The sequence below is a fragment of the Streptomyces sp. NPDC096324 genome (assembly GCF_044763015.1).
Taxonomy (GTDB): Bacteria; Actinomycetota; Actinomycetes; order Streptomycetales; family Streptomycetaceae; genus Streptomyces.
In genome coordinates this window covers 259,377-282,038 of record NZ_JBIWFK010000008.1, presented here as the reverse complement: position 1 = coordinate 282,038, position 22,662 = coordinate 259,377, and the positions used below count along the sequence as shown (strand labels likewise).

At 71.5% G+C, this 22,662-nt stretch carries 19 protein-coding genes; 10 read left to right on the top strand and 9 right to left on the bottom strand.

The window, feature by feature from the left end:
- The first annotated feature begins 242 nt into the window (after nt 1–242).
- Together ACIQ7M_RS23725 and ACIQ7M_RS23720 are read left to right on the top strand one after the other, a co-directional pair.
- Complete coding sequence (locus tag ACIQ7M_RS23725) at nt 243–1,271, top strand: hypothetical protein (protein WP_403647552.1); 1,029 nt, start codon at nt 243–245, stop codon at nt 1,269–1,271.
- A 239-nt stretch (nt 1,272–1,510) separates the two neighbouring features.
- The gene (locus tag ACIQ7M_RS23720; protein ID WP_403647549.1) at nt 1,511–2,194 is read left to right on the top strand and encodes a DUF2238 domain-containing protein; all 684 of its coding nucleotides are present in this window, start codon (nt 1,511–1,513) and stop codon (nt 2,192–2,194) included.
- Nucleotides 2,195–2,271: 77 nt separating this feature from the next.
- Here ACIQ7M_RS23720 and ACIQ7M_RS23715 read toward each other — a convergent pair whose 3' ends face one another.
- Nucleotides 2,272–3,255, bottom strand: coding sequence for an aldo/keto reductase (locus ACIQ7M_RS23715; RefSeq protein WP_403647546.1), 984 nt, complete (start codon nt 3,253–3,255; stop codon nt 2,272–2,274).
- 74 nt (nt 3,256–3,329) lie between these two features.
- Nucleotides 3,330–4,283, bottom strand: a complete 954-nt coding sequence (locus ACIQ7M_RS23710; RefSeq protein ID WP_403647541.1) for a DUF389 domain-containing protein — start codon at nt 4,281–4,283, stop codon at nt 3,330–3,332.
- 192 nt (nt 4,284–4,475) lie between these two features.
- Here ACIQ7M_RS23710 and ACIQ7M_RS23705 point away from each other — a divergent pair, with 192 nt between their 5' ends.
- Entirely contained in the window at nt 4,476–6,299 is a 1,824-nt protein-coding gene (locus ACIQ7M_RS23705; protein ID WP_403648192.1) for a glycoside hydrolase family 15 protein, read from the top strand.
- An 18-nt stretch (nt 6,300–6,317) separates the two neighbouring features.
- On the opposite strand, the gene ACIQ7M_RS23700 is transcribed toward ACIQ7M_RS23705, so the two are convergent.
- From ACIQ7M_RS23700 to ACIQ7M_RS23680, 5 genes are all read right to left on the bottom strand, one after another.
- Nucleotides 6,318–6,752 (bottom strand): hypothetical protein, encoded by a 435-nt coding sequence (locus ACIQ7M_RS23700; protein ID WP_386983622.1) that lies wholly within the window; start codon nt 6,750–6,752, stop codon nt 6,318–6,320.
- Between the two features lie 107 nt (nt 6,753–6,859).
- The gene (locus ACIQ7M_RS23695) at nt 6,860–8,644 is read right to left on the bottom strand and encodes a cation:proton antiporter (RefSeq protein WP_403647538.1); all 1,785 of its coding nucleotides are present in this window, start codon (nt 8,642–8,644) and stop codon (nt 6,860–6,862) included.
- Nucleotides 8,645–8,678: 34 nt separating this feature from the next.
- The gene (locus ACIQ7M_RS23690) at nt 8,679–9,722 is read right to left on the bottom strand and encodes a cytochrome d ubiquinol oxidase subunit II (protein WP_403647535.1); all 1,044 of its coding nucleotides are present in this window, start codon (nt 9,720–9,722) and stop codon (nt 8,679–8,681) included.
- Complete coding sequence (locus ACIQ7M_RS23685) at nt 9,719–11,194, bottom strand: cytochrome ubiquinol oxidase subunit I (protein ID WP_403647532.1); 1,476 nt, start codon at nt 11,192–11,194, stop codon at nt 9,719–9,721. Before ACIQ7M_RS23685 ends, ACIQ7M_RS23690 begins: the two co-directional genes overlap by 4 nt.
- A gap of 149 nt (nt 11,195–11,343) precedes the next feature.
- Complete coding sequence (locus ACIQ7M_RS23680) at nt 11,344–12,138, bottom strand: SDR family oxidoreductase (protein ID WP_403648189.1); 795 nt, start codon at nt 12,136–12,138, stop codon at nt 11,344–11,346.
- A gap of 812 nt (nt 12,139–12,950) precedes the next feature.
- Here ACIQ7M_RS23680 and ACIQ7M_RS23675 point away from each other — a divergent pair.
- Together ACIQ7M_RS23675 and ACIQ7M_RS23670 are read left to right on the top strand one after the other, a co-directional pair.
- Entirely contained in the window at nt 12,951–15,104 is a 2,154-nt protein-coding gene (locus tag ACIQ7M_RS23675) for an RICIN domain-containing protein (RefSeq protein WP_403648187.1), read from the top strand.
- A gap of 32 nt (nt 15,105–15,136) precedes the next feature.
- Complete coding sequence (locus ACIQ7M_RS23670; protein ID WP_403647529.1) at nt 15,137–16,429, top strand: ThuA domain-containing protein; 1,293 nt, start codon at nt 15,137–15,139, stop codon at nt 16,427–16,429.
- A 114-nt stretch (nt 16,430–16,543) separates the two neighbouring features.
- Here ACIQ7M_RS23670 and ACIQ7M_RS23665 read toward each other — a convergent pair whose 3' ends face one another.
- Nucleotides 16,544–17,365 carry a DUF1206 domain-containing protein gene (locus tag ACIQ7M_RS23665; protein ID WP_403647526.1) on the bottom strand — a complete coding sequence of 274 codons (822 nt, stop codon included), beginning with the start codon at nt 17,363–17,365 and terminating at the stop codon, nt 16,544–16,546.
- A gap of 11 nt (nt 17,366–17,376) precedes the next feature.
- The gene (locus ACIQ7M_RS23660; protein ID WP_386983633.1) at nt 17,377–17,775 is read right to left on the bottom strand and encodes a hypothetical protein; all 399 of its coding nucleotides are present in this window, start codon (nt 17,773–17,775) and stop codon (nt 17,377–17,379) included.
- Between the two features lie 196 nt (nt 17,776–17,971).
- On the opposite strand from ACIQ7M_RS23660, the gene ACIQ7M_RS23655 reads away from it, so the two are divergent.
- The 5 genes from ACIQ7M_RS23655 (at nt 17,972) to ACIQ7M_RS23635 (ending at nt 22,660) form a co-directional block, all read left to right on the top strand.
- The gene (locus tag ACIQ7M_RS23655) at nt 17,972–18,898 is read left to right on the top strand and encodes a MurR/RpiR family transcriptional regulator (RefSeq protein WP_403647523.1); all 927 of its coding nucleotides are present in this window, start codon (nt 17,972–17,974) and stop codon (nt 18,896–18,898) included.
- A 422-nt stretch (nt 18,899–19,320) separates the two neighbouring features.
- On the top strand, nt 19,321–19,704 hold the full coding sequence (locus tag ACIQ7M_RS23650) for a hypothetical protein (RefSeq protein WP_382779871.1): 384 nt from the start codon (nt 19,321–19,323) through the stop codon (nt 19,702–19,704).
- Between the two features lie 51 nt (nt 19,705–19,755).
- Nucleotides 19,756–20,691, top strand: coding sequence for an MBL fold metallo-hydrolase (locus tag ACIQ7M_RS23645; protein WP_403647520.1), 936 nt, complete (start codon nt 19,756–19,758; stop codon nt 20,689–20,691).
- A 60-nt stretch (nt 20,692–20,751) separates the two neighbouring features.
- Nucleotides 20,752–21,093 carry a YkvA family protein gene (locus tag ACIQ7M_RS23640; protein ID WP_403647517.1) on the top strand — a complete coding sequence of 114 codons (342 nt, stop codon included), beginning with the start codon at nt 20,752–20,754 and terminating at the stop codon, nt 21,091–21,093.
- Between the two features lie 103 nt (nt 21,094–21,196).
- A complete protein-coding gene (locus tag ACIQ7M_RS23635) occupies nt 21,197–22,660 on the top strand; it encodes a CAP domain-containing protein (RefSeq protein WP_403647514.1) in 1,464 nt (487 codons plus the stop codon).
- Nucleotides 22,661–22,662: the final 2 nt, after the last annotated feature.

Here is a 22,662-nt window from a genome sequence, read left to right as displayed (position 1 = left end):
CCCGCGGTCGCGCGATGGCCAATACACACCCGTACGTGACACGGCCGTAAGGAATTCATCACTTTCTGCCACATCGGGGTGAAGGTCATCACATCGCGTCGTTTCTGGGCTTGCACATTTCGGATTTACTGGGGTGTCCGCTGGGCCGCGGTCTCCGAGTGTCACCTTGATTCCACGCAGACCTTAGGCCATAGCTTCATCCTCCGTGACATCAACGCCCCACCACCCCAGGAGAGTTCCCGGTGACCGCAGCCATCACCTCATCCGAAGACGCCGCCGAGCAGGCCGGCGTTCCGGACCTCATCGAGCGCGACGCGCACGACTTCGGCGCCTACGCGCGCAACGGTGGTTGGGCGTTCGCGCTCAAGGTGGCGCGCAGCGTCCGTCCGGGCGGGCAGTCCGTCGAGGAGACGCGGAAGGTGTCCGCGAAGGAGTTCGCGGAACTGGCCGGATGCTCGCCCGAGCGGGTCATGCGCTACTACAAGGCCTGGGACAGGGCCGCGGACGACGGACTGGTTCCCCAATTCGAGACCCTGATGCCGGGCGCCGACGTCGAACTGCCGGACGGGGAGGCCTGGTCGGCCTACTACGCCTCCCGCTCCAGTGCCGCCTCGGAGCGCGGCGCCGCCATCACCGAGGCCGCCGAGGCCGAGGGCATCCGCCCCACCAAGGCACTGGAGGTGGCCGAGAACCCGACCGCGCTGCGGGCCGCGATCCTCGCCGACCCCTCGACGGCGAAGGCGGCGCGGGCCGCGCTCCTGGACCGGGTGAAGGAAGACCCCGCGCTCCAGACCGAGTTGGCCCGCGACATCGCCCGTACGGACGAGCTGAAGAAGGCGGTCGCCACCGAGAACAGGGCGGCCGACCGCATCGGATACGTGCGCCAGATCGCGGAGAAGGGCCAGATCAGGACGCCGGCCGGACAGACCCTGGACGCTCCGGCGGAGCTGCGCTCCGAGGCCGAGCGGCATCTGTCCCTCCTCGACGAGCTCGACGAGGGCGAGGACGCGGGCGAGTGGGCCACCGAGGCGTACGACACGATGAAGAACCTCGTCGTCGAGACCGTGGAGGCCGACCCCGAACTGCGCGTCCAGGAACGCCGGACGAAGTTCTACAGCAGCCTGCAGAAGGCCACGAAGGTGTTCGAGGAGCTGACCTTCGACGACGCCGACGACATCTACGAGGACGACATGGTGCAGCGCCTGGAGGAGCTCCAGCAGGCGATCGGCAGCGCCATCACGGCACTGCGCGGGGCGGCGAACCGGGAGTGAGCCGACCGGGCGGCGCGTTCGGCCGCAGGTGAACCGCGCGGCCGTGCGGTCGGGGGTGAACCGACCGCACGGCCGCGCGGGAACGGACGTTCGTCGCGAGCGGGTACGTCACGACCATGTCCGCCATCGCGCCGCGCGGGCCCGGATGGTGATGACACGCGGACCGGGTGAGTACCCGTACTCATGCCGGAGCCCCGGCGCTCCACCACGATGGGGCCACCTGGACGAAGGAGCCCGCCATGCCCGGATCAGCCCTCGCACCGACCGGCCCGCACCCCGCTCTCCCCGGGCGCGCCGCGCGCGACGCCCTCCCCGCCACGCTCCTCGGGGTCGTGGTGACGGGCATGGCGCTGTCCGCATGGCACGCGCACGACGGGACGACCTGGCTGCTGGAGACCGTGTGGGTGCTCGTGGGGCTGCCGCTGGTGGTGCTCGGCCGGCGGCGGTTCCCGCTGACGAACCTGCTGTACTGCCTGCTCGCGGCGCACGCGCTGGTGCTCGCGGTGGGCGGGCACTACACGTACGCGCAGGTGCCGCTGGGCGACTGGGTGCGCGACACGTTCGGGCTCGACCGCAACCCGTACGACCGGTTCGGTCATCTCATGCAGGGCTTCGTGCCGGCCGTCCTGGTGCGGGAGCTGCTCAGCAGGACCTCACCGCTGCGCGGCAGCAGGTGGCTGGCGCCGCTGACGGTGTGCGCGTGCCTGGCCTTCAGCGCCCTCTTCGAGATGTTCGAGTGGGCGGCCGCGGTGATCGGCGGCCACGGCGCGGACGCCTTCCTGGCGACGCAGGGGGACGTGTGGGACACCCAGTGGGACATGTTCTGCGCCCTGATCGGCGCGACCGTCTCGGTGCTGGTGCTCAGCCGCGTGCACGACCGGCAGCTCGACGCGCTCGCGTCGGGCCGGACCTCCGAGGGCTGAACACCGCCTGTGGCGCGGGACGCGGCGGCACGGGTTCCAGGAGACCCGGGAGCGTGCCGCCGGAGCCCGCCGCGCTGTCACCAGCGATTCTCCACCTGGTCCTTGATCCGTCGGTCGTAGAGCTCACTGACGGCGTCCAGCGTGGTCCGGGACAGCTCCGGCAGCTTCGCGGCCTGCGCGTTGGCGTGGGCCTGTTCGGGTGAGCGGGCTCCCGGGATGACCGTGGTCACGCCGGGCTGCGCGACGATCCACCGCAGGGCGAGCTGGGCCGGCGTGTACCCCTCGGGGGCGAGGGCGGAGAACTCGGCCGCCGCCTCCACACCCGTCGCGAAGTCGACCCCGGAGAAGGTCTCGCCCTGGTCGAAGGCCTCGCCGTGCCGGTTGTACGTCCGGTGGTCGTCGGCGGCGAAGACGGTGTCCTTGGTGTACTTGCCGGAGAGCAGCCCGGAGGCCAGCGGGACCCGCGCGATGATGCCGACGCCGGCCTCCCTGGCCGCCGGCAGGACCTCGCGCAGGGGCTTCATGCGGAAGGGGTTGAGGATGATCTGGACGCTCGCCACGTTCGGGCGGGCGATGGCGGCCAGTGCCTCGTCGCACGTCTCGACGCTCACTCCGTACGCCGCGATCCGCTCCTCCTCGACCAGCGTGTCGAGGGCGTCGTACACCGCGTCCGAGGAGTACACGGGCGTCGGCGGGCAGTGCAGCTGCACCAGGTCGAGCCGGTCGACGCCGAGGTTGCGGCGGGAACGGTCGTTCCAGGCACGGAAGTTGTCGAGGACGTAGTTCTCCGGGATCTGGTCGACGCGGCGGCCCATCTTGGTGGCGACCATGACGTGCAGGTCCGGACGGCCGCGCAGGAACGTGGCGATGGTCTCCTCGCTCCGCCCGTCGCCGTACACATCGGCGGTGTCGAAGAACGTCACCCCGGTCTCCGCCGCCGTCTCCAGCACGGCCAGGGCGTCCTTCTCGCTCACCTCACCCCAGTCGGCCCCTAGTTGCCAGGTGCCGAGACCGATGACGGAAGCATGCTGGCCAGACCTGTCGAATGCGCGCTCGTCCATGGCCTCAGTCTGTCACTTCCCCGGACCCGACCGGACGTCCCCGCTCCGCGCGTCCTCGCGGGCCGGTGCGGCCCTCATCCGTCGGCGGGCCGCGCCGCGCGCCGCCCGACCCTGCGCCACACGGCGCGCTGCCCCCGGAGCGTGAGCGCGCCCACCACGATCAACACGGTCACATTGATGAGGAGTTGGATGATCGCTCCGCGCGCCTCGGCCCAGCTCCCGAAGGCGGCGGAGACGCTGAGAGCGGCCGCGGCCGGGATGGTGGTGACGGAGATGAAGACACCCAGCAGGGCACTCGTCCGGGCCTCGGACAAGGAGACGACACCCACGATCCCGGCCAGCGTGGCGACCGCCACCGAGAAGAAGTCGGGTGTGGAGATGAGGTGGGAGACGGGGCGTACCCCGAGCTCGAACGCCCGTGACTGCAGGCCGAAGCCGCGGATCAGCAGACCGAAGAGGAACGTGACGGCGATGGCCAGGGCGAACCCGAGCGTCAGGGCGGTCAGCCCCTCGCGGACCCGCCGCCCCGAGCGCCGGTCGATGCCCAGCGCGACGCTCACGATGGCGCCGTACTCGGGCCCGACGACCATCGCCGCGACGATGAGGATCTGCGAGTTGGTGACGATGCCGACCGCGCCGATGAGCCCGGCGACCACCAGGTAGAGGTAGAAGCTCGGCGCGTACGTGCCCTGGGCGCGGATGCGGGCCTCCACCTCCTCCCAGACCGGCGCCCGGGCCAGCGGTCCGGGGCGACCGGCACCGGCCGTCAGGGCGTGTCCGGTGATGGCCATGTCGACGGGTTCGACGACGATGGAGCCCACCTCGTCCAGGCGCAGCTCCCGCAGGCCGCGCAGCACGTCGTTGGCCCCTCCGGTCAGCACGTCGCAGGAGAGGGCGTCGCCGTCCGGTTTCCGCGCGATGCCCGGCTGCACCACGAGGTTCACGACACGGGGGTCCGCCGCGAGCAGGGAGGCCACGGCCCCGGTCAGCCGGGCGGGACTCACCATGCGCACGTGGATCAGGTCCATGCGGGTACCTCCCGGGACACCGGCGCGCGCCTCCTCGATGGGGAACGGTCCCTCCAGTAACTCCGGCGACCCGGCGTTCGGCAATCCGGCCGCGCGGGCGCGCGACCGCCCGCGCCCGCGGCTCCCCACAGGCGGACAAGCGCGCACGAGCGGCATGCCGGATAGTGAAGATGCCTGGATCCTCGAGATTGGATCAGCATGGACCGCTACCCGCCCATCGCCGACCACGGCCTGGTGGGGGATCTCCAGTGCTCCGCTCTGGTCTCCGCCAAGGGCGTCGTGGACTGGTTCGCCGCCCCGCGCTTCGACTCCCCCAGCATCTTCGCCGCGCTGCTCGACCACGACCGCGGCGGCCACTTCCGGCTGGCGCCCTCCCGCCCGGAAGGCACCTGGAAGCAGCTCTACTACCCGGACACGGCCGTCCTGGTGACCCGGTTCATGTCACCCGACGGAGTGGGCGAGGTCCTCGACTGGATGCCCCCCGACCGGTCCGGGACCGCCTCCGCCCGGCACCGTCTGATCCGCACCGCGCGGACGGTACGGGGAACGATGGAGTACGCCTTGGAGTGCCGTCCGCGCTTCGACTACGGGCGGGCCGGACACGAACTCTCCGTCGGTCCCGACGGCGCCGCCTTCCGCGGCCCGGGGATCAGCGCGTTCCTGCAGACCACCTTCCCCCTGGAGCGGGACGGCCAGGACGTCCGCAGCACGGTCACCCTCGGGGCGGGCGAGTCGGCGGTGGCCGTGTTCACCGTGGACGGTCCGGACGCCGTCGCGCCACCGCCGCCCACCGTGCCGGGGACCGACGAGAACATGGCGGAAACCGTCGAGTTCTGGCAGAACTGGGTGCGCAACTCCACGTACCGCGGCCGCTGGCCGAACATGGTGCACCGCTCCGCCATCACGCTCAAGCTCCTGACCTACGCGCCCACCGGTGCCCCGGTGGCGGCGGCCACCATGGGACTGCCGGAGCAGGTCGGCGGCGAACGCAACTGGGACTACCGCTACACCTGGGTGCGGGACGGATCCCTCTCGCTGCACGCCCTGCTCGACCTCGGGTTCACCGAGGAGGCGACGGCGTTCGCCCACTGGCTGCGCGAGCGGCTGCTGGAACGCCTGGACCAGGAGGGCGAAGCGCTCCAGATCATGTACCGGGTGGACGGCACGCCCCTGCTGGGCGAGGAGGTCCTGGACCACTTCGAGGGCTACCGCCGCTCCTTCCCCGTGCGGGTCGGCAACGCCGCCGCCGACCAGCTCCAGCTCGACATCTACGGCGAGGCCCTCTACGGCTTCTCGGAGTGCCGTCAGATCGGTGTCCAGGCCGACTACGCGGGCTGGAAGGCCGTCACCCGCACCCTCGACTGGCTCGCCGACAACTGGGACCGCCCCGACGAGGGCATCTGGGAGACCCGCGGCGGACGCAAGGACTTCACGTACAGCCGGGTGATGTGCTGGACCGCGTTCAACAGCGGCCTGCGGCTGGCCCGCGACTGGAGCCGGCCCGGGAACACCGCGCTGTGGACCCGGGCGCGGGACACCATCCTGGAGCAGGTGATGGACCGCGGCTGGAACGACGAGGAGAAGGCGTACGTCCAGCACTACGACGGCGGTGTCCTGGACGCTTCGCTCCTGCTCGTCCCGCGGGTCGGCTTCCTGGGCGCGAAGGACCCGACGTGGCTGGCGACGCTCGACGCCATGGGCCGGACGCTGGTCTCCGACAGCCTCGTCTACCGCTACGACCCCGCCGCCTCCCCGGACGGCCTGCGCGGCTCGGAGGGCACCTTCAGCCTGTGCACCTACCTGTACGTCGACGCGCTGGCCCGCTCCGGCAGGCTGGCCGAGGCGCGTTACACCTTCGAGAAGATGCACACGTACGCGAACCACGTCGGTCTCTTCGCGGAGGAGGTGGGCCCGAGCGGCGAGCAACTGGGCAACTTCCCGCAGGCGTTCACCCACCTGTCGCTGATCATGGCCGCCACCACGCTCGACCGGGCACTGGACCGGCTGCGTGACTGAACGCGGGGCCGGGGCCGGCTACACCCGCGCCCCGTGCACATGCTTCGGCTCCGCCAGCAGTCCGTAGATGACCAGCAGGGAGACGAGCATCGTGAACAGCGACCACCACGGGTAGACCGGCAGGAAGATCATCTGCGCGACCAGAGCGAACACGGCCAGGCAGATGCCCGCCAGCCGCGCCCCTCTGGACCCCACGAGCACACCGAGACTCAGCACGGCCATGACGATGCCGACGGCGACGAAGATCCAGCCCCAGGCCGTGTAGTTGAGGATCAGCAACCGGTTGCCCTGGGAGTACACCTTGGAGTAGTAGCCGTGGTTGAAGACCGCCACGAAGCCGGTGAGGAGGTTGAACAGAGCGCTGACCATCAGCAGGATCCCGGCGAAGGCCACCCAGTGCGAGCGTTCCATCGGCGGTACGAGGTCGTCGGGCTCGGAAGCTTGTCGCTGCATGGAAACCATGAGATCCAGCCGGGGGGCGGACCGCAATCCGCACTGGCCCGTTGGTGTCGTACGGGGGTGCGGCGGGCGGCCGGGTGGCCTGCCCGTGCCGGGCGGCGTCAGTCCGCCCGTACCCGCCCCGGTGTCCGTGTCCGGGCCGGACCGAGCAGGATCGCGGTGTCCCCGGCGCCCGGCTGCGGGGTCCGGGTGCCGGTTACGGCATCCAGCCGCCCGTCGGGGCGCACGAGGAACAGCAGCGCGTGTCCGTCCGGGATGCCGTCGGCGGCGGGGCGGGAGACGATCCGGGCGCCGTCCTCGTAGCGCCGGGCCAGTTCCGGTCTGCTCAGCCCGGACCCGAACAGGGTGTCACCGCTCGTGTAGGGCGCCACCACGCCATGGCTCAGACCGGGCGGCCCCAGCCGGTGGACGAACCCGTCGACCGTGCCGCGCAGGGTCTCCGAGGCCAGCGCGTTGAAGTCGTCCTCCTCGGTGAGCAGCAGGACCCCGGTGATGCCTTCGAGTTCGGCTCCCTCGCCGGTGGCCGCGGCGAGCAGCTCGCCCGGCGCCAGGCTCAGTCCGGCGCCCCGGATCAGGTCGCGCTGCTCCTCCCGTCCGGCCCACATCAGCACGTCCAGGCCGGCGGAGCGCAGCGCGCCGCCCAGGTCGATCGCCCAGGGGTCGCCGCCCACGAGCAGCGGGCGGGCCCGGGCCGGACGCAGCGCGCCGAGGCGCCGGGCGACGGGGTGCGCGCTCAGCCCGTACAGGGTCACCGTGGCGACGATCACCAGGAAGGTGGCGGGCAGGATCTTCTCGGCGCCGCCGACGTGGTCGGCCACGAGTGTGGCGGAGAACGTCGAGGCGGTGGACGCGGCGACGATTCCCCTGGGTGCCATCCAGCCGATGAACGCCCGCTCGCCGCGGGGCAGGTCCGTTCGCGCGGTCGACAGCAGCGCGACCAGGGGTCTGACGACGAGGACCAGGGCGGCGACGAGACCGAGCGTGGGCAGGACGACGTGCCGCAGGGACGCGGGGGTGACCGTGGCGGAGATCGAGATGAACAGCAGCCCGATGATCAGCGAGACCAGGGTTTCCAGGAAGGGACGGCGTGCCGGGAGGGAGACGCCCGGCAGGTTGGCGAGGGCCATCCCCATCACGATCGCGGCGATGAGCCCGGTGTCGTCCCGGATCGCGTCGCAGAGGGCCGCCACGCCCACCGCGGCGGCGAGCTGTGCCGTCGTTCCGAGTACCTCGCCCAGGTGCAGCCGGCGGAGGAGGAACCACAGGACGGCGGCGCCCACCGCGCCCCCGATCAGTCCGACGGCCGAACTCGCCGCGAACTGGCCGATCTTGCCGCGCAGATCGCTGCTGCCGCTCGCGACGACGGCGTGGAAGACGAGCGCGCCGAGGATGCCGCCGACCGGGTCGATCAGCGATCCCTCCCAGATCAGGATGCGTTGCAGCCGCTCGGTCGGACGCACGAAGTGGAGCAGCGGTCCGACGACGGTGGGACCCGAGACGACGAGGATCACGCCGAGCATGACCGCCGAACTCGTCGACATGCCCAGCAGCGGTACGGCGAGGAGCACGGTGGCCCCCCAGGTGATCAGGACGCCGATCCAGATCAGTCGTGCCACGACCCGGTGCATGTGTCCGTGCAGTCTGCTGATGTCCAGGCCGAGCCCCGCCTCGTAGAGGATCACGGCGACGGCGAGCGAGACCATCGGGGAGAAGGCGTTCCCGAGCAGTTCGTCGGGGTTGACGATGTCGGTCAGCGCGCCCGCGGTGAAGCCGACCGGCAGCAGCACGATCAGGGCGGGGATCCGCAGCCGGCTCGCCAGGAGCTGGGAGCCGACGGCCAGGACGGCGATCAGTCCGAGGCCCTGGAGGATCTGGTTGTCCGTCACGGCTGTCTCCGCGCCCTTCCGGGGTGCCGGACCGTCAGCCGGTGCCGGGGCGGCCCGCGCCGCCCTCGACGTCGGCATCGGTCTGGGCTTCGAGCAGGCCTCGTGTGTCGAGCCGGTAGAGCACCACCAGCGCGGGTCCCACGAGCACGATCGCGATCGCCGTGACGATCAGCAGCCAGTGCAGCGAGCCCGGCGCGCCCGCCGCCTCCTGGACCGTGAGGGAGGTGGGCACGAGGTAGGGCCGCTGCGCCGCGCCCCACGCGGCGATCACCAGGGCCACCGCGCCCACCGAGGTGAACCTGGCCCAGCCGGCGGCCCGTCCGGCGACCAGCCAGGCGGTGGCCGCCGCCGCCACCGCCGACAGGATGACCAGCAGCAGCCCCAGGCCGTGGGTGAGGCCGTGGTAGACGTACGCGGTGTGGTCGCGTGTCTCGGCGAGGCCGACGAGGGCCAGGACGGCGACAACGGCGAGGCTGCACCAGGCGCGCCGCCGGAAGTACACGACCATGTCCGGGGCGTCGAAGCGGTGGGCGTCGGCGGTGAGGAAGACCGCCCCGAGGAACGCCGTGGCCGCGACGGCGAGGAACCCGGTGACGAGGGAGGTCGTGTCGGCCCACGCGTCGGCGGAGGCCGTGGTGCCCGGAGCGGCCCGGCCGGAGGCCACACCGCCGACCGCGGCACCGAGGAAGAACGGGGTCAGCACGGAGGCGACGGCGAAGACGGCTCCGAAGACCCGGCGCCGGGACAGCCGCTGGGTCGGTCTGCGCAGCGCGAACCCCGCCCCGCGCAGCACCAGTCCGACGGCGGCCAGCGCCAGCGGCAGCCACAGGGCGCTGAAGACCGCCTCGAAGAAGACCGGGAAGCCGGTCCACATGAGGATGAAGACGAAGATCAGCCAGACGTTGTTGACCTCCCAGACCGGTTCCATCGCGTCGTCGATGAGTCCGCGCGGCCGCCTGCCCCGCCGGGTGCCGCCGGCCACCAGGTCCCAGAACCCGGCCCCGTAGTCGACCCCGCCGCCGCAGGCGTAGGCGGCCGTCGCCAGGAGCAGGATCCAGGCGGCCACGGTGGCCGTCACCGGGTGTCCCCCGGCCCGGGTCCGGACTCCGGTGGCGCGGTGGGACCGTGTGCCGCGCCGACCCTCTCCCGGCGGGGCCCGTACGGCGTGTCGGCCTCCGGACCGTGGCCCTCTTCCCCGGCCGGGCCCGCGAGCCGCCAGCGTCGGCTCATCTTCATCACGACGCCCAGGAACGCGCCGAACATCAGCGCGTAGACCACCACGACGACGCCGAACATCGTCCACAGCGAGCCGGCCCCGGTGGGTGTGACCGCCTCGGAGACACGCATGTGCTCGTAGACGATCCAGGGCTGGCGGCCCACCTCGGCGGTGATCCAGCCGCATTCGACCGTGACCACGCTGGCCACCCCGGCGACCGCCGCGCACCGGAAGAACCACGGCGACCGGGGCAGGTCACGGCGCCGCAGCCAGCACCATCCGTACCAGAGCGCGAGGAGGATCAGCACGCTGCCGATGCCGGCCATGATGTCGAAGGCCCAGTGCGCGATGGTCGCCTGTCGCACGGTGGGGCGGTCGGCGGCGACCACGGAGGTGAGTCCCGTGACCTCGGTGCCGGGGCTGCCGCCGGCCAGGATCGAGTCGAGCTGGGGGACCTTGATGCCGCCCTTGACGGTCCCGTCGGACTGGAGCCGGCCGAAGAGGTACTCGGGAGTGTGCGAGCCGGACTTCCAGACCAGTTCCATCGCGGCGAACTTCACCGGCTGCTTCAGGTAGACCTGCCGGGCGATGTTGTCGCCGAGGAAGAACTGCACGGGCGTGAGGATCGCCGCGACGGTGAACGGCACACAGAACCCGAGCCGGTGGTACCGGTCCCGCCGGCCCCGGAGCCAGCCGACCGCGTAGACCCCGGCCACGACGTAGCCCGCCGTCAGGAACATCGCGACGACGAAGTGCCAGTACTGGGGGCCGAACATCGGTGTGAACACGGCCGACCGGATGTCGACGTCCGTGGGCCTGCCCTGGGCGTCCAGTTCGAAGCCCTGCGGGGTGTTCATCCACGCGTTCGCGCCGATGATGCCGAACGCGCCCATCAGGGCGGCGAGCGGCAGCGGTGTGGCGAGCCAGAAGTGCGGCCACGCGGGGAGGCGGCGCCAGCCGTAGAGGTAGACGGCGATCAGCACCGCTTCCAGGAAGAACGCCCAGGCCTCCACCCCGAAACCGAGGCCGAAGACGTCTCCCCAGGTGCCCATCATCTTCGGCCACAGCAGCCCGAACTCGAACGAGAGCACCGTGCCGGTGACGATGCCGACGGCGAACTGCACGGCCATGACGGCCGACCAGCGGCGGGCGAGCAGCAGGGCGACGGGGTCGTTCCGGCGCAGGGCGCGGTGGTGCATGACGAGGGTGATGAACGGCAGGGCCACGCCCAGCGGCACGAGGATGATGTGGGAGGCCAGGGTGAAGGCCATCAGCTCACGCGCGGGCAGCAGTTGCTCGGGGGTGCCGGCCAACAGGACGAACGCCTTGTTCATGCGGGCCTCATTGGCTGGTGGCGGCGGTGGACACGGGTGGGGGAACTGCGGGGAGGGCCAGGGCGTGTCCGCGACGTCACGCCGTCCGCCCGGAGGGCGGGCCCGGTGCTTCGGGGACACGCCCCGCGGGAACGCGGGCGCCCACCGCCTCAGCCGCCGGTGGCGAAGCCGGGGAAGAGGGTCATCCCGCCGTCGACGAACAGGGTCGTGCCCACGACGTAGTCCATGAGGTCCGAGGCCAGGACCGTGACGGCGGCGGCGATGTCGTCGGGGTCGCCGACCCTGCGGTAGGGGATCAGCCGGAGCAGGTCCGCCTCCGCCTCGGGGGTCTCCCAGGCGCTGCGGTTGATCGGGGTCCGGATGGCGCCGGGCGCGACCGCGTTGACCCGGACCCGGTGCGGGCCGAGTTCCTGTGCCAGTGTCTGCATGAGCATGAGGACGCCGCCCTTGGAGGCGGCGTAGTTCAGGTGGCCGGACCACGGGATGATCTGGTGCACGGAACTCATGCAGATGATCTTCCCGGCGGAACGGGAGACCTCCGGCACGACTCCGCGCCGCAGGAACTCCTTGGTCGCCTCCCTGGCGCACAGGAACTGGCCGGTGAGGTTGACGTCGATGACCTTGTGCCACTGCTCGACGGTCATCTCCGTCACGGGCGCGTCCCGTTGCAGGCCGGCGTTGGCCACCAGGATGTCGATCGTGCCGAACTCCTCCAGCATGCGGGCGAACATGCCGACGACCTGGCCTTCGTCGGACACGTCCGCCTCGTGCGCGAAGGCCCGCACACCGAAGTCCCGGATCTGCCGGACCACGTCGTCGGCGGCCTCCTGTCCGAAGACGTAGTTGACGACGACGTAAGCACCCGCCCGGCCCAGGGCGATCGCCGTCGCCAGTCCGATGCCCGAGTTCGCCCCGGTCACCAGGGCTTTCTGGCCCTTCAGCAGCGGTAGCGCCGCGAGCTGCGCGCCGATGTCCGTGCCTGCGGTCACCACCGTCTCCCGTTCGTCCGTACGCCGTCCGCCGCGCCGGGCCGGCTTCGGGTTCTCGGCGGTCCCCCACCGAGGCAATCACTCCTGTGGGAGGTCGGCGACGGCGGACTCGCCCCGCTCGGCCATTGGAGGTAGCCGGGTCCCTCCGGCGGAGCAACCGCCGGGCACGCACGGCGCCCCGGAGGTGCTCCGGGGCGCTGTTCCGCGGCTGCCGCTTCCCTTGCCGCGGGACACGAACCGGCGATGCCGGTCGGCGCGGTGGCCGGTGGGTCTCCGAGTCTCTCCAGGACAGGAGCCACCGGCCCGGAACCAGAGTGCCCTGAGATGCGGGTGAGGCGGGAGTGGTTCGCCGTCATGTCATCGCCCTGTAAGGAACCCCACACCTGACACGCCGCCCGCCGGCGCGCGTGACGGGCCTTCAAGAAGTGAATCGCCGGGCACCGCGACGCCGGGAGACATCAGGCAGGTGAACACCCTTGCCATGGAGCCGAGTTCCAGCGCCCTTCCCGCGAGAACCTTCAACTCCTCGTGTTTGAACGCGATTTGACGGCGTTCTTTGTTTCATGTCTTGACGTCTTTGGTGCAGACCTTTAGGTTCACCGATCACCCCACCTCCATGCATGCATTCAGTGTTCACGGACATGAACCCCCCACCCAGTTCAGGAGTGTCCCGCATGTCCAGATTCCCCCTGCCCGGATCCCGAAGAGACTCCGGGCGCGGCCGAACGGCCAGACTGCTGACGGTGACCGCGCTCGTGGCGACGACGATGTCCGGTCTGGCGACCACGGCGCAGGGCACCACCGCACCGGGCGCCGCACGCGCGCAGCCGGCCGCGGTGCCGGCCGGCTGGGCCACCGTGGTCAACGCGGGCAGCGGCAAGTGCGTCGACGCCCGCGCCGCGGGAACGGCCGACGGCACGGTGGTCCAGCAGTACGCCTGCAACGGCAGCCAGGCCCAGCAGTGGCAGTTCGCCGCCACGTCGAGCGGGTACTCCCAGGCCGGCAACCGGGCCGACAGCACCAAGGCCTGGGACGTCACCGGCGTGTCGACCGCGGACGGCGCGCCCGTCCAGCTCTGGACGTACGGCGGCGGCGCCAACCAGCAGTGGCAGGCCGTGGCGGAGGCCGGCGGCGCCTACCACTTCGTGAACCGGGGCAGCGGCAAGTGCCTCGACGTGCCGAGCGCCTCCACCGCCGACAGCGTGCAGCTTCAGCAGTACACCTGCAACGGCACAACGGCGCAGTCCTTCCACGTCGCCGCCGTGGACACCCAACAGCCGCCCGGGACACCGGACCTGGGCCCGAACGTCACCGTCTTCGACCCCTCGACCCCGGCCGCGACCATCCAGAACAGCCTCGACGCGGCCTTCTCCCAGCAGCAGACCAACCAGTTCGGCACCGCCCGCAAGGCCTTCCTCTTCAAGCCCGGCAGCTACGCCGCCGACGCGAACGTCGGCTTCTACACCCAGGTCGCGGGCCTCGGCCTGTCCCCCGACGACGTGAACATCCGGGGCGCGGTGCACGCGGAGGCGGACTGGTTCCAGGGCAACGCGACCCAGAACTTCTGGCGTTCGGCGGAGAACCTGTCGGTGACCCCCACATCCGGGACGGACCGCTGGGCGGTGTCGCAGGCCGCGCCCTACCGGCGCGTGCATCTGCGCGGCAACCTGGCACTGGACGACGGCGGCTGGTCCAGCGGCGGCTACATGGCCGACACGAAGATCGACGGCCAGGTGAACTCCGGTTCGCAGCAGCAGTGGCTGTCGCGCAACACCGAATGGTCGAACTGGACCGGCTCCAACTGGAACATGGTCTTCGTCGGCGCGAAGAACGCCCCCTCGAACAGCTTCCCGAACCCCCCGTACACGACGGTGGGCCAGACGCCGGTCTCCCGCGAGAAGCCCTTCCTGTACGTCGACACGGCTGGCGCCTGGAAGGTGTTCGTCCCGTCCGTACGCGCCAACTCCAGCGGCACGAGCTGGAGTTCGGGCACCCCGGCGGGCACGTCCCTGCCGCTGTCCGACTTCTTCGTCGTGAAGCCGGGCGCGACGGCGGCCCAGATGAACGACGCACTGGCGCAGGGCAGGAACCTGCTGGTGACGCCGGGTGTCTACCACCTCGACCAGACACTCAGGGTCACCCGGGCCGACACCGTGGTCCTGGGCCTCGGTCTCGCCACCCTCGTCCCCGACAACGGCGTCACCGCCATGACGGTCGCCGACGTGAACGGCGTCCAGCTCGCCGGACTGCTGATCGACGCGGGCACCACCAACTCCGCGCAGCTCCTGGAGATGGGCCCGAGCGGCTCCTCGGCGGACCACGGCGCCGACCCGAGCTCCCTGCACGACGTGTTCTTCCGCGTCGGCGGCGCGGGCGTCGGCAAGGCCACCACCAGCCTCACCGTCAACAGCGACGACGTCATCGGCGACCACCTGTGGCTGTGGCGCGCGGACCACGGCAGCGGAGTCGGCTGGACGAGCAACACGGCCGACACCGGGCTGGTCGTGAACGGCGACGACGTGACCATGTACGGCCTGTTCGTCGAGCACTACCAGAAGTACCAGACCGTCTGGAACGGCAACGGCGGCCGCACGTACTTCTACCAGAACGAGATGCCCTACGACCCGCCCAGCCAGGCGGCGTGGATGAACGGTTCGACACAGGGCTACGCCGCCTACAAGGTCGCGCCCTCGGTGACCGGTCACGAGGTGTACGGGTTCGGCAGCTACTGCTACTTCAACGTCAACCCCGCCGTCGCCGCCGAGCACGCCATCGAGGCACCGAACAACGCCGGCGTGCGCTTCAAGGACATGGTGACCGTCTCGCTCGGCGGCACGGGCACCATCCGGCACGTCGTCAACGACCGGGGCGGCCCGTCCAACTCCTCGACCAACGTCGCCGACCTCGTCGGCTACCCGTGAGCACCCCGGACACGTACGGGAAGGAGAACCGGATGCGCATCAGCCAGTCCGTGCCGGCGCGCGGGGTCCTGCGGGTCCTCGTCCTGCTGGCGACCCTGCTCGGCCTCGCGGCACCGCCGGCCGCGAACGCGAGCGCCGCGGCGGACCCGTTCAAGGTGCTCGCCCTCTACAACGGCACCTGGGACGCGGCCCACATCAGCTTCGTGCACGAGGCCAACGACTGGTTCCCCGGGCAGGCCGCGGCGAACGGCTTCACCTACACGGCCAGCGACAACTGGGACCTGCTGAGCAACGGCGGTGTGAACGCGTACCAAGTCGTCCTGTTCCTCGACGACCTGCCGCAGACCGCCGCGCAACGCGCCGGATTCGAGCAGTACATGCGCGGTGGCGGCGGCTGGATGGGCTTCCACGTCTCCGCCTTCACCACCGACGCGCAGAGCTGGCCCTGGTACCACAACCAGTTCCTGGGCAGCGGGAACTTCAGGTCCAACACCTGGGGTCCGACGATCGCCGTCCTGAAGACCGAGGACCGGACGCATCCCTCGACCGTGAACCTGCCCGCCACCTTCACCTCGTCGGTCAGCGAGTGGTACAGCTGGTCCAACGACCTGCGACAGAACCCGGACATCCGCGTCCTCGCCTCGGTCGACCCCAGCAGCTTCCCGCTGGGAACCGACCCGAACCAGACCTGGTACAGCGGCTATTACCCGGTCGTGTGGACCAACACGAAGTACCGGATGCTGTACGCGAACTTCGGCCACAACGCGATGGACTACGCGACGAACACCACCCTGTCGTCGACGTTCGCGAGCGCGGCCCAGAACCGGTTCCTGCTGGACGGGCTCAAGTGGCTCGGCGGGACGGGCACGTCGGTGCCGCCGGCGGACCCCGTTTCCGAGACCACCTGGTACTCCCTGGCCAATTCCGGCAACGGCACCTGCGTGGACGCCCGTTCGGCCGGGACGGCGAACGGGACCGCGATCCAGCAGTACGCCTGCAACGGCACACGGGCGCAGCAGTTCCAGTTCCGTTCGACGGACAGCGGCTACACGCGGATCACCCAGCGCCTGGATCCGCAGCAGGTCGTCGATGTCACCGACCGCTCGACGGCCGACAACGCCCCACTGCAACTGTGGAGTTGGTCGAGCGGCCAGAATCAGCAGTGGCAGCCGGTGAGGGAGAGCACGGGGCGGTACCACTTCGTCGCCCGGCACAGCGGCAAGTGCCTGAGCGCGGCGGGCTCCGCCGCCAACAGCGCGCAGCTCACGCAGCGCGGCTGTGACGGGTCGGCCGCCCAGAGCTTCGCACTCGCCGCGCAGCCCTGACCGGCCCGCACACGTGAGGGTGCCTCCGTCACACAGACGGCGGAGGCGCCCTCACGACGCCGCCGGGCAGGAACCACACGGGCCGCACAGAGGCCGGGCGGCGTCCGGGCGGCCTCACACCCTCCGCCACCGTGCCATCGCGAACGAGAACACACCGAACAGGACGAGACCGGCGGCGACGCAGGCCAGCAGCCAGGGGCCCATCGGCGCCGCCGCGAAGGACCGCAGCGTGCCGTCCATCCCCTTGGCCTTGTCGGGCTCGTACTCCACCGCGGCCCGGACCGCGAAGACTCCCGCCGCCGCGAACACCACACCCCGCGCGGCCCCGCCGCCCACGCCCGTCGTGTCGACCGCCCTGCGGATCCGCCGCGACATCTCACCGAGCTTGAGGTGCTTGTGGTACTTGCGCATCACGGCCCGTACGGCGATCCAGCCACCCGCCACGATCAGACCCACGCCCGCGGCGCCGACGATCCACTGACCGCCGGGCACGCCCAGCGCCTTGGCCGTGACGTCCCGCGACTGGCGATCTCCCGAACCGCTGCCGCGCGAGCCGGCCGCGAAGGCGAGCACCGAGTACGCGACGAACCCGTAGAACACGCACCGCGCGGCGGACATCAGACGCTTGCCGGCCTTACCGCCGTCCTGTCCGGCGGCGCCGAACACCGCCTCGGAAAGGCGCCACAGCGCCATGCCGACGAGCCCCGCGCCGAGAGCCCACAGCAGGGCCGCGCCGAACGGCTTCGTGGCGATCTCCTGCAGCGCACCGCCCCGGTCCGCCTGCCGCCCGCCGCTGTCGCCGAAGGCGATGCGCAGGGCCAGCAGGCCGACCAGGACATAGATCACCCCGCGGGCGGCCAGCCCCGCGCGAGCGGCTCCCTCTCGTGCGGAGCCGGTCGCCGCGCGACGGGCGCCGATCTCTCCTTCGCGGGCCACCGACCCGGCGTTCACACGGGCCGCGTCTCGTGCGCCGTACTCGATTCCAGCCGCAGTTTCATCTGAACCTCCTGGTCACCGGCCTCCGTGCCCAGTTCGTGCACGGTGAAGGCGGCACCGAGAACCTCCCGCAGACGTTGTGTCGCCCGGGGGCCACCCTGTGCCTCCACGACCGGCTGCCCCGAAAGTTCCCCGGCAGGCCCGGCGGTGCCGCTGGGATCACCGGCGGTGTCGAACAGCACGGTCCACACCGTCGGCCGGCCGCTCCCGGACTCGTGGGGCTCGTCCGCCCTCTCCCGGTCCGCGGCGAAACGGCCGCACAGGACGGCGAGCACGCTACTGGCGTCGGCCGCGGAACAGTCCCCGAGCATCACGTGAACCGTTGACGCGGGCAGTTGTTGCACGCTCATGAAAACCCTCTCCCTCGCGTCGGCGAACAGACACGCGCGCCCGCGGACGCGAGCACGTCGTGACGGTGGTGCGAGTACCCCGCGACCACGCTCGAAACAGGTAACGCGAGCATTGCTTGCGCCCGGACCGGCCCAGGTCAGAAAGGTCCGTGAGCTATGTTGAGTTCTCGTGGGACATGAAGGAGGACGCGCACCGGTGCCATCGCCGCAGCAGGCACGCGCGCAGGCATCCGCGATCACCTCGGGAAAGGCGGCACCCGAGGCCGGCGTGGCGCCGACGTCCCAGCTCAGGGAGCTGTTCGACGGCCCCCGGCTCTCTCCCGGGCAGCGGCGCATCGCCCAGTACCTGATCGAGCACATCACCGAAGCCGCTTTCCTGTCGATCACCGACCTCGCCGAGCGGGTGGGTGTGAGCCAGCCCTCCGTGACCCGTTTCGCGGCGGCCGTGGGCTTCAGTGGCTACCCCGCCCTGCGCGAGCGCCTCCAGGCCATCGCGCTCAGCACCCTGGGCAGCAGCACCCCGGGAACCCCCGCCGAGGTCACGAGCAACGAACTCCAGGCCGCGGTGGACGCCGAGATCGAGAACCTGGAGAACCTGCGGCGGGACTTCACCGATCCCGACCAGATCATCCGCGTCGGCCGGGCCCTGTCGGAGTCGACGCCGCTGACGGTGCTCGGGCTGCGGATCTCCGGCTCGCTGGCCGAGTACTTCACGTACGCCGCCCGCCGCATCCACCCGGACGTGCGGGTGGTGACACGCGGTGGCTCGGTCGCCTACGACGCGCTGCTCCAGTCCCGGGAGGCGGGCGGCAGCTGGGTCCTGGCCTTCGGGATGCCCCGGCACGCCCAGGAGACGCTCACGGCGATGCGGGTGGCGCGCAGCGCGGGCCTCAAGGTGGCCCTCGTCACCGACCTCGGGCTCGGCCCGCTGGCGGACGAGGCCGACGTCACCTTCGCCACCGGGACCGGCTCCCGTCTCGTCTTCGACTCCTACGCGGCGCCCGTGGTGCTGTCGGCGGCGCTGCTTCAGGCCATGACCGACGCCGATCCGGAGCGCACCCAGGCGCGCCTGGAGGAGTACGAGCAGGTCGCCGAGCAGCACCAGTTCTTCCTGCGGGACTGACCCCCGGGCCGGACCCCGGACCGGGCCCGGCCTTCCGCGGCGGGCGCGGGAGGCCCCGCCCTCCGCGGAAGGCCCCTGTCGCGAGCAGGGGTCACGGACAAGGGTCACGAACAGGGGCTCTGTATCACGCGGACGTCTCATCCGCACCCGTTGTCACCCCGGCATCACGGGATCATTCACAACAAAGCACGCATGAATGTTTTCATGTCCTTGCGCTTCTGGCGGCATATATAAATACTTCTTTCGGATCGTGCCCCGGATGCTTCCAGGTCACGACCCATGAGCACCGGGGGCCTCCGCTCCTACCCGCATCGGGTCCCGGGTGTTCGAGCGGGTCTCGCGTTCGAGACCCGTGGTGGCGGCCCCGGTACCCCTATGCCGGGGCCGCCCCCAGAGTCCCCCGCCGACGTAACCCGGAAGCGATGAACATGGCCCTGACGTATTCACCGATCACCTCGGACTGGCCGTGCCAGGTCAAGACCCCAGGCAGCTTCGACTGGGAGCGATCGGCGGTGAAATGGCTGCGCGAGCTGGTACCGAGCCGCTACGCGAGCTACCCCGTCCTGCACAAGCACCCCGTCCTGCTCGCCCGCCACGCGCACCTCCAGGTGCAGCAGGAGATACGGGTCGCCCGTACGGCACTGCAGACCGCACGCTCCGAGCTGCCCGGCCTCGGCCTGCAGGAGGGCGTCATCGAGCACTCGATCAAGATGTACGCCGCCGAGGTGATGCAGCTCCAGCACATCGCCCGGAGCATCCGTACGGTGTCCCAGGCACTCGTGGACCACGCGCACCCGCGACACTGAGGTCCCGGGCCCTGTCACTGGCCCGGCGGGACCGAGGCCGAGGGAGACAGCGTGGACAGTGCCGGGCAGCAGACCGACGGCGCCCGTGGAGGCGACGATTCCGCGCCGGCCCCACCGCTCGACGTGCGGTGGATCCACGGCTCGCCCTCGGCCAAGCACAACACGGACCCCGACATCCAGGTCCACGCCTACGACGAGCACACGGTGATCCTTCGCCAGAACATGGCGATCGACTACGAGGCGCCCTTCATGTTCCTGCTGTTCGGGACCGCGCGGGCCGTCCTGATCGACACGGGCGCCACGGCCTCGGCCGACCACTTCCCGCTGCGCCGGGTCGTCGACGAGCTGATGGACTCCTGGCTCGCCGGGCATCCCCGTGACGACTACGGGCTGCTGGTGCTGCACACCCATCCGCACGGCGACCACATCGCCGGGGACGGCCAGTTCACCGGCCGTCCCGGCACCGAGGTCGTGGACGCGTCCCTCGGCGACGCCTGGGACTTCTTCGGGTTCCACGACGATCCCGACGCCGTCGCGCGCGTCGACCTCGGCGGCCGGGTGCTGGAGTGTCTGGCCACACCCGGGCACCACGAGGCCGCCGTGACGTTCTTCGACCCCTGGACCGGTATTCTGCTCACCGGCGACACGGTCTATCCAGGACGTCTGTACGTCGAGGACTGGCCGGCCTTCACCCGTACCGTCGACCGGCTCGTCGACTTCTGCGGGCGCCGCCCCGTCACCCACGTACTCGGCTGTCACATCGAGATGACCCGGGAACCGGGGCGGGACTACCCCGTACGCACCACCTATCAGCCGGACGAGCCACCGCTCGAGATGACCACGGATCAGCTCCTGGACATCCGCCGGGCCGTCGAGTCCATCGGCTCGCGGACCGGGCGGCACGCCTTCGACGACTTCGTCATCTGCCGCCGCGACACCCCGGAACGAGGAGCCGTGCCCCCGGACGGCCCCGCCCGGGGGCGATAGCCGGGGCGCGAGCGGGCACACGGGAAGGAAGCGCACACGACGACAACTCTGGACGGACGCATGGACTCGACCTCGTGGACCACGGTCCTCGTCATCGCCGCGGTGCTCGCCGCCGCCGCGCTGGCGGTGGCGCTGGTGCTCCTGCGCCGGCTCGTACGCACCCGCCGTGATCTGCGGCGGGCCGGACTGCCGACCGGGCCCCGCTGGGTGTTCTGGGGAGCGGTCGCCTACCTCCTGCTGCCCACCGACCTGGTGCCCGACCCCGTCTACCTGGACGACATCGGCGTCATGCTGCTCGCCCTGCGCTCGCTGCGCTCGGCGGTGCCCTCCGGAGCGCTCCGCCCGCAGGCCTCAGCCGCTCGCGGCCCCCGTCCGGTCCCGCGCGAGTCGCGGAAGGCGTAGGGGGCACGGGAACCGCGGGAGCCGGGCCGTCCGTTGAGGGGTCGACGGCCCGTGCTCCGCACCCGCGGCGCGGGGCCCGGAACCGACATCGACGGGCGGCGGCATGAGCGAGCTGGTTCCCGGGGGCAACACGCCCCTGCCGGACGGGGCCGTGACCTTCAGGGTCCCCGGCCCCTTCGACGTGTCCGCGCTCGTCACCGACGACGGCGGCAAGGTGCGCGGCGACGGGGACTTCGTGTTCTACAACCAGCCGGCCGCGCCCGGTGTCCGGCTCGACGGCGACCGTCTCACCGTCGATCCGCCGCGGCTCAGGCCCGGAGCGTCCCGCGTCACCCTCGTCGTCAGCCCCGCCGACCTCGCGACTCCCCTCGGCCGGCTGCCCTCCCCCTCGGTTCAGGTCACCGCGCCGGACGGCCGGGTCCTCGCCCGCTTCACCCCGCCCCGGCCGCAGCGCGAGACCGTGCTGCTCCTCGCCGAGGTGTACCGGCACGGTCCGGCCTGGAAACTCCGTGCCCTCGGGCAGGGGTACGCGGACGGTCTCGCTGGCATCGCGCGGGATTTCGGGGTCGATGTCACCGAGGACACCCCTCCGCCGGGCGGACCGGCGTCGGGCACCGGGGGCGTCCGGCCCCCGAGGCCACAGCGGGCGCCGGACCCGGCACCGGCCTTCGCGCGGGGCTCGGCGCGGGGCGGCGGCCGGCCGGGCGCAGCGCCGGACGCGACCGCCCGGGGCACGGCGCCGGGGACACTGGGGATGCCGGGCACGCCGGGGACGCCGGAGTACGGCCCCGATCCCGACGGATTCCTGGGGCCGGTGAACTCCGCGCGCGCCGCGGCCGGTTCCCCGCCCGTCCGCCTCGACGCCCGGCTGACCGCCGCCGCGCGGAGCCACGCGGGCGCCATGGCGGTCCGGGGGACGCTGGCCTCGGAAGTCCCTGACGGCGTCTTCGTCCACCAGCGCGTCGTCTCGGCCGGATACGCCTACCTCACCATCGGCGAACATCTGGTCTCCGGCCCGCGCACCCCGCACGAGTTCGTCGAGTACTGCCTCTCCGACGCGCGGTCGCGGCGCACGCTGTGCGATCCCGCGTTCGCCGACGCGGGACTGGCCCACGTCCCCGACGCCCGCACGGGCGACCTGTACTGGACCGCGCTGTGGGCCAAGCCGTTCAGCCCGGCGGGCCTGGACCGGACGGCTCGCGAGGTCGTCGCCCTCACCAACGCCGAGCGAGGTTCGGCCGGACTGCCGCCCCTCACCGCCGACGCGACGCTCACCACCGCGGCCCAGGCCCACAGCGCCGACATGGTGGCCCGCGACTTCTACGCGCACATCTCCCCCGAGGGCGGCAGGCCCTGGGACCGCGCCGCCGCCGCGGGCTCCACCCACCGCGCCATCGGCGAGAACATCGCCTGCGGACAGCGCTCCCCCGCCGAGGTGGTCCAGGGCTGGATGGACAGCCCCGGACACCGCGCCAACATCCTCAAGCGGGACTTCACCCACATAGGCATCGGCCTGGCCGGCGGCGGCAGGGCGGGCACCTACTGGACCCAGCTCTTCGGCGGCTGAGC

Excerpts from the sequence above, each read along its gene's own strand:
- ACIQ7M_RS23720 (WP_403647549.1), top strand. The coding sequence starts at position 1,511 with ATGCCCGGATCAGCCCTCGCACCGACCGGCCCGCACCCCGCTCTCCCC.
- ACIQ7M_RS23715 (WP_403647546.1), bottom strand. The coding sequence starts at position 3,255 with ATGGACGAGCGCGCATTCGACAGGTCTGGCCAGCATGCTTCCGTCATC.
- ACIQ7M_RS23710 (WP_403647541.1), bottom strand. The coding sequence starts at position 4,283 with ATGGACCTGATCCACGTGCGCATGGTGAGTCCCGCCCGGCTGACCGGG.
- ACIQ7M_RS23700 (WP_386983622.1), bottom strand. The coding sequence starts at position 6,752 with ATGCAGCGACAAGCTTCCGAGCCCGACGACCTCGTACCGCCGATGGAA.
- ACIQ7M_RS23685 (WP_403647532.1), bottom strand. The coding sequence starts at position 11,194 with ATGAACAAGGCGTTCGTCCTGTTGGCCGGCACCCCCGAGCAACTGCTG.
- ACIQ7M_RS23675 (WP_403648187.1), top strand. The coding sequence starts at position 12,951 with ATGTCCGGTCTGGCGACCACGGCGCAGGGCACCACCGCACCGGGCGCC.
- ACIQ7M_RS23670 (WP_403647529.1), top strand. The coding sequence starts at position 15,137 with ATGCGCATCAGCCAGTCCGTGCCGGCGCGCGGGGTCCTGCGGGTCCTC.
- ACIQ7M_RS23660 (WP_386983633.1), bottom strand. The coding sequence starts at position 17,775 with ATGAGCGTGCAACAACTGCCCGCGTCAACGGTTCACGTGATGCTCGGG.
- ACIQ7M_RS23650 (WP_382779871.1), top strand. The coding sequence starts at position 19,321 with ATGAACATGGCCCTGACGTATTCACCGATCACCTCGGACTGGCCGTGC.
- ACIQ7M_RS23640 (WP_403647517.1), top strand. The coding sequence starts at position 20,752 with ATGGACTCGACCTCGTGGACCACGGTCCTCGTCATCGCCGCGGTGCTC.
- ACIQ7M_RS23635 (WP_403647514.1), top strand. The coding sequence starts at position 21,197 with ATGAGCGAGCTGGTTCCCGGGGGCAACACGCCCCTGCCGGACGGGGCC.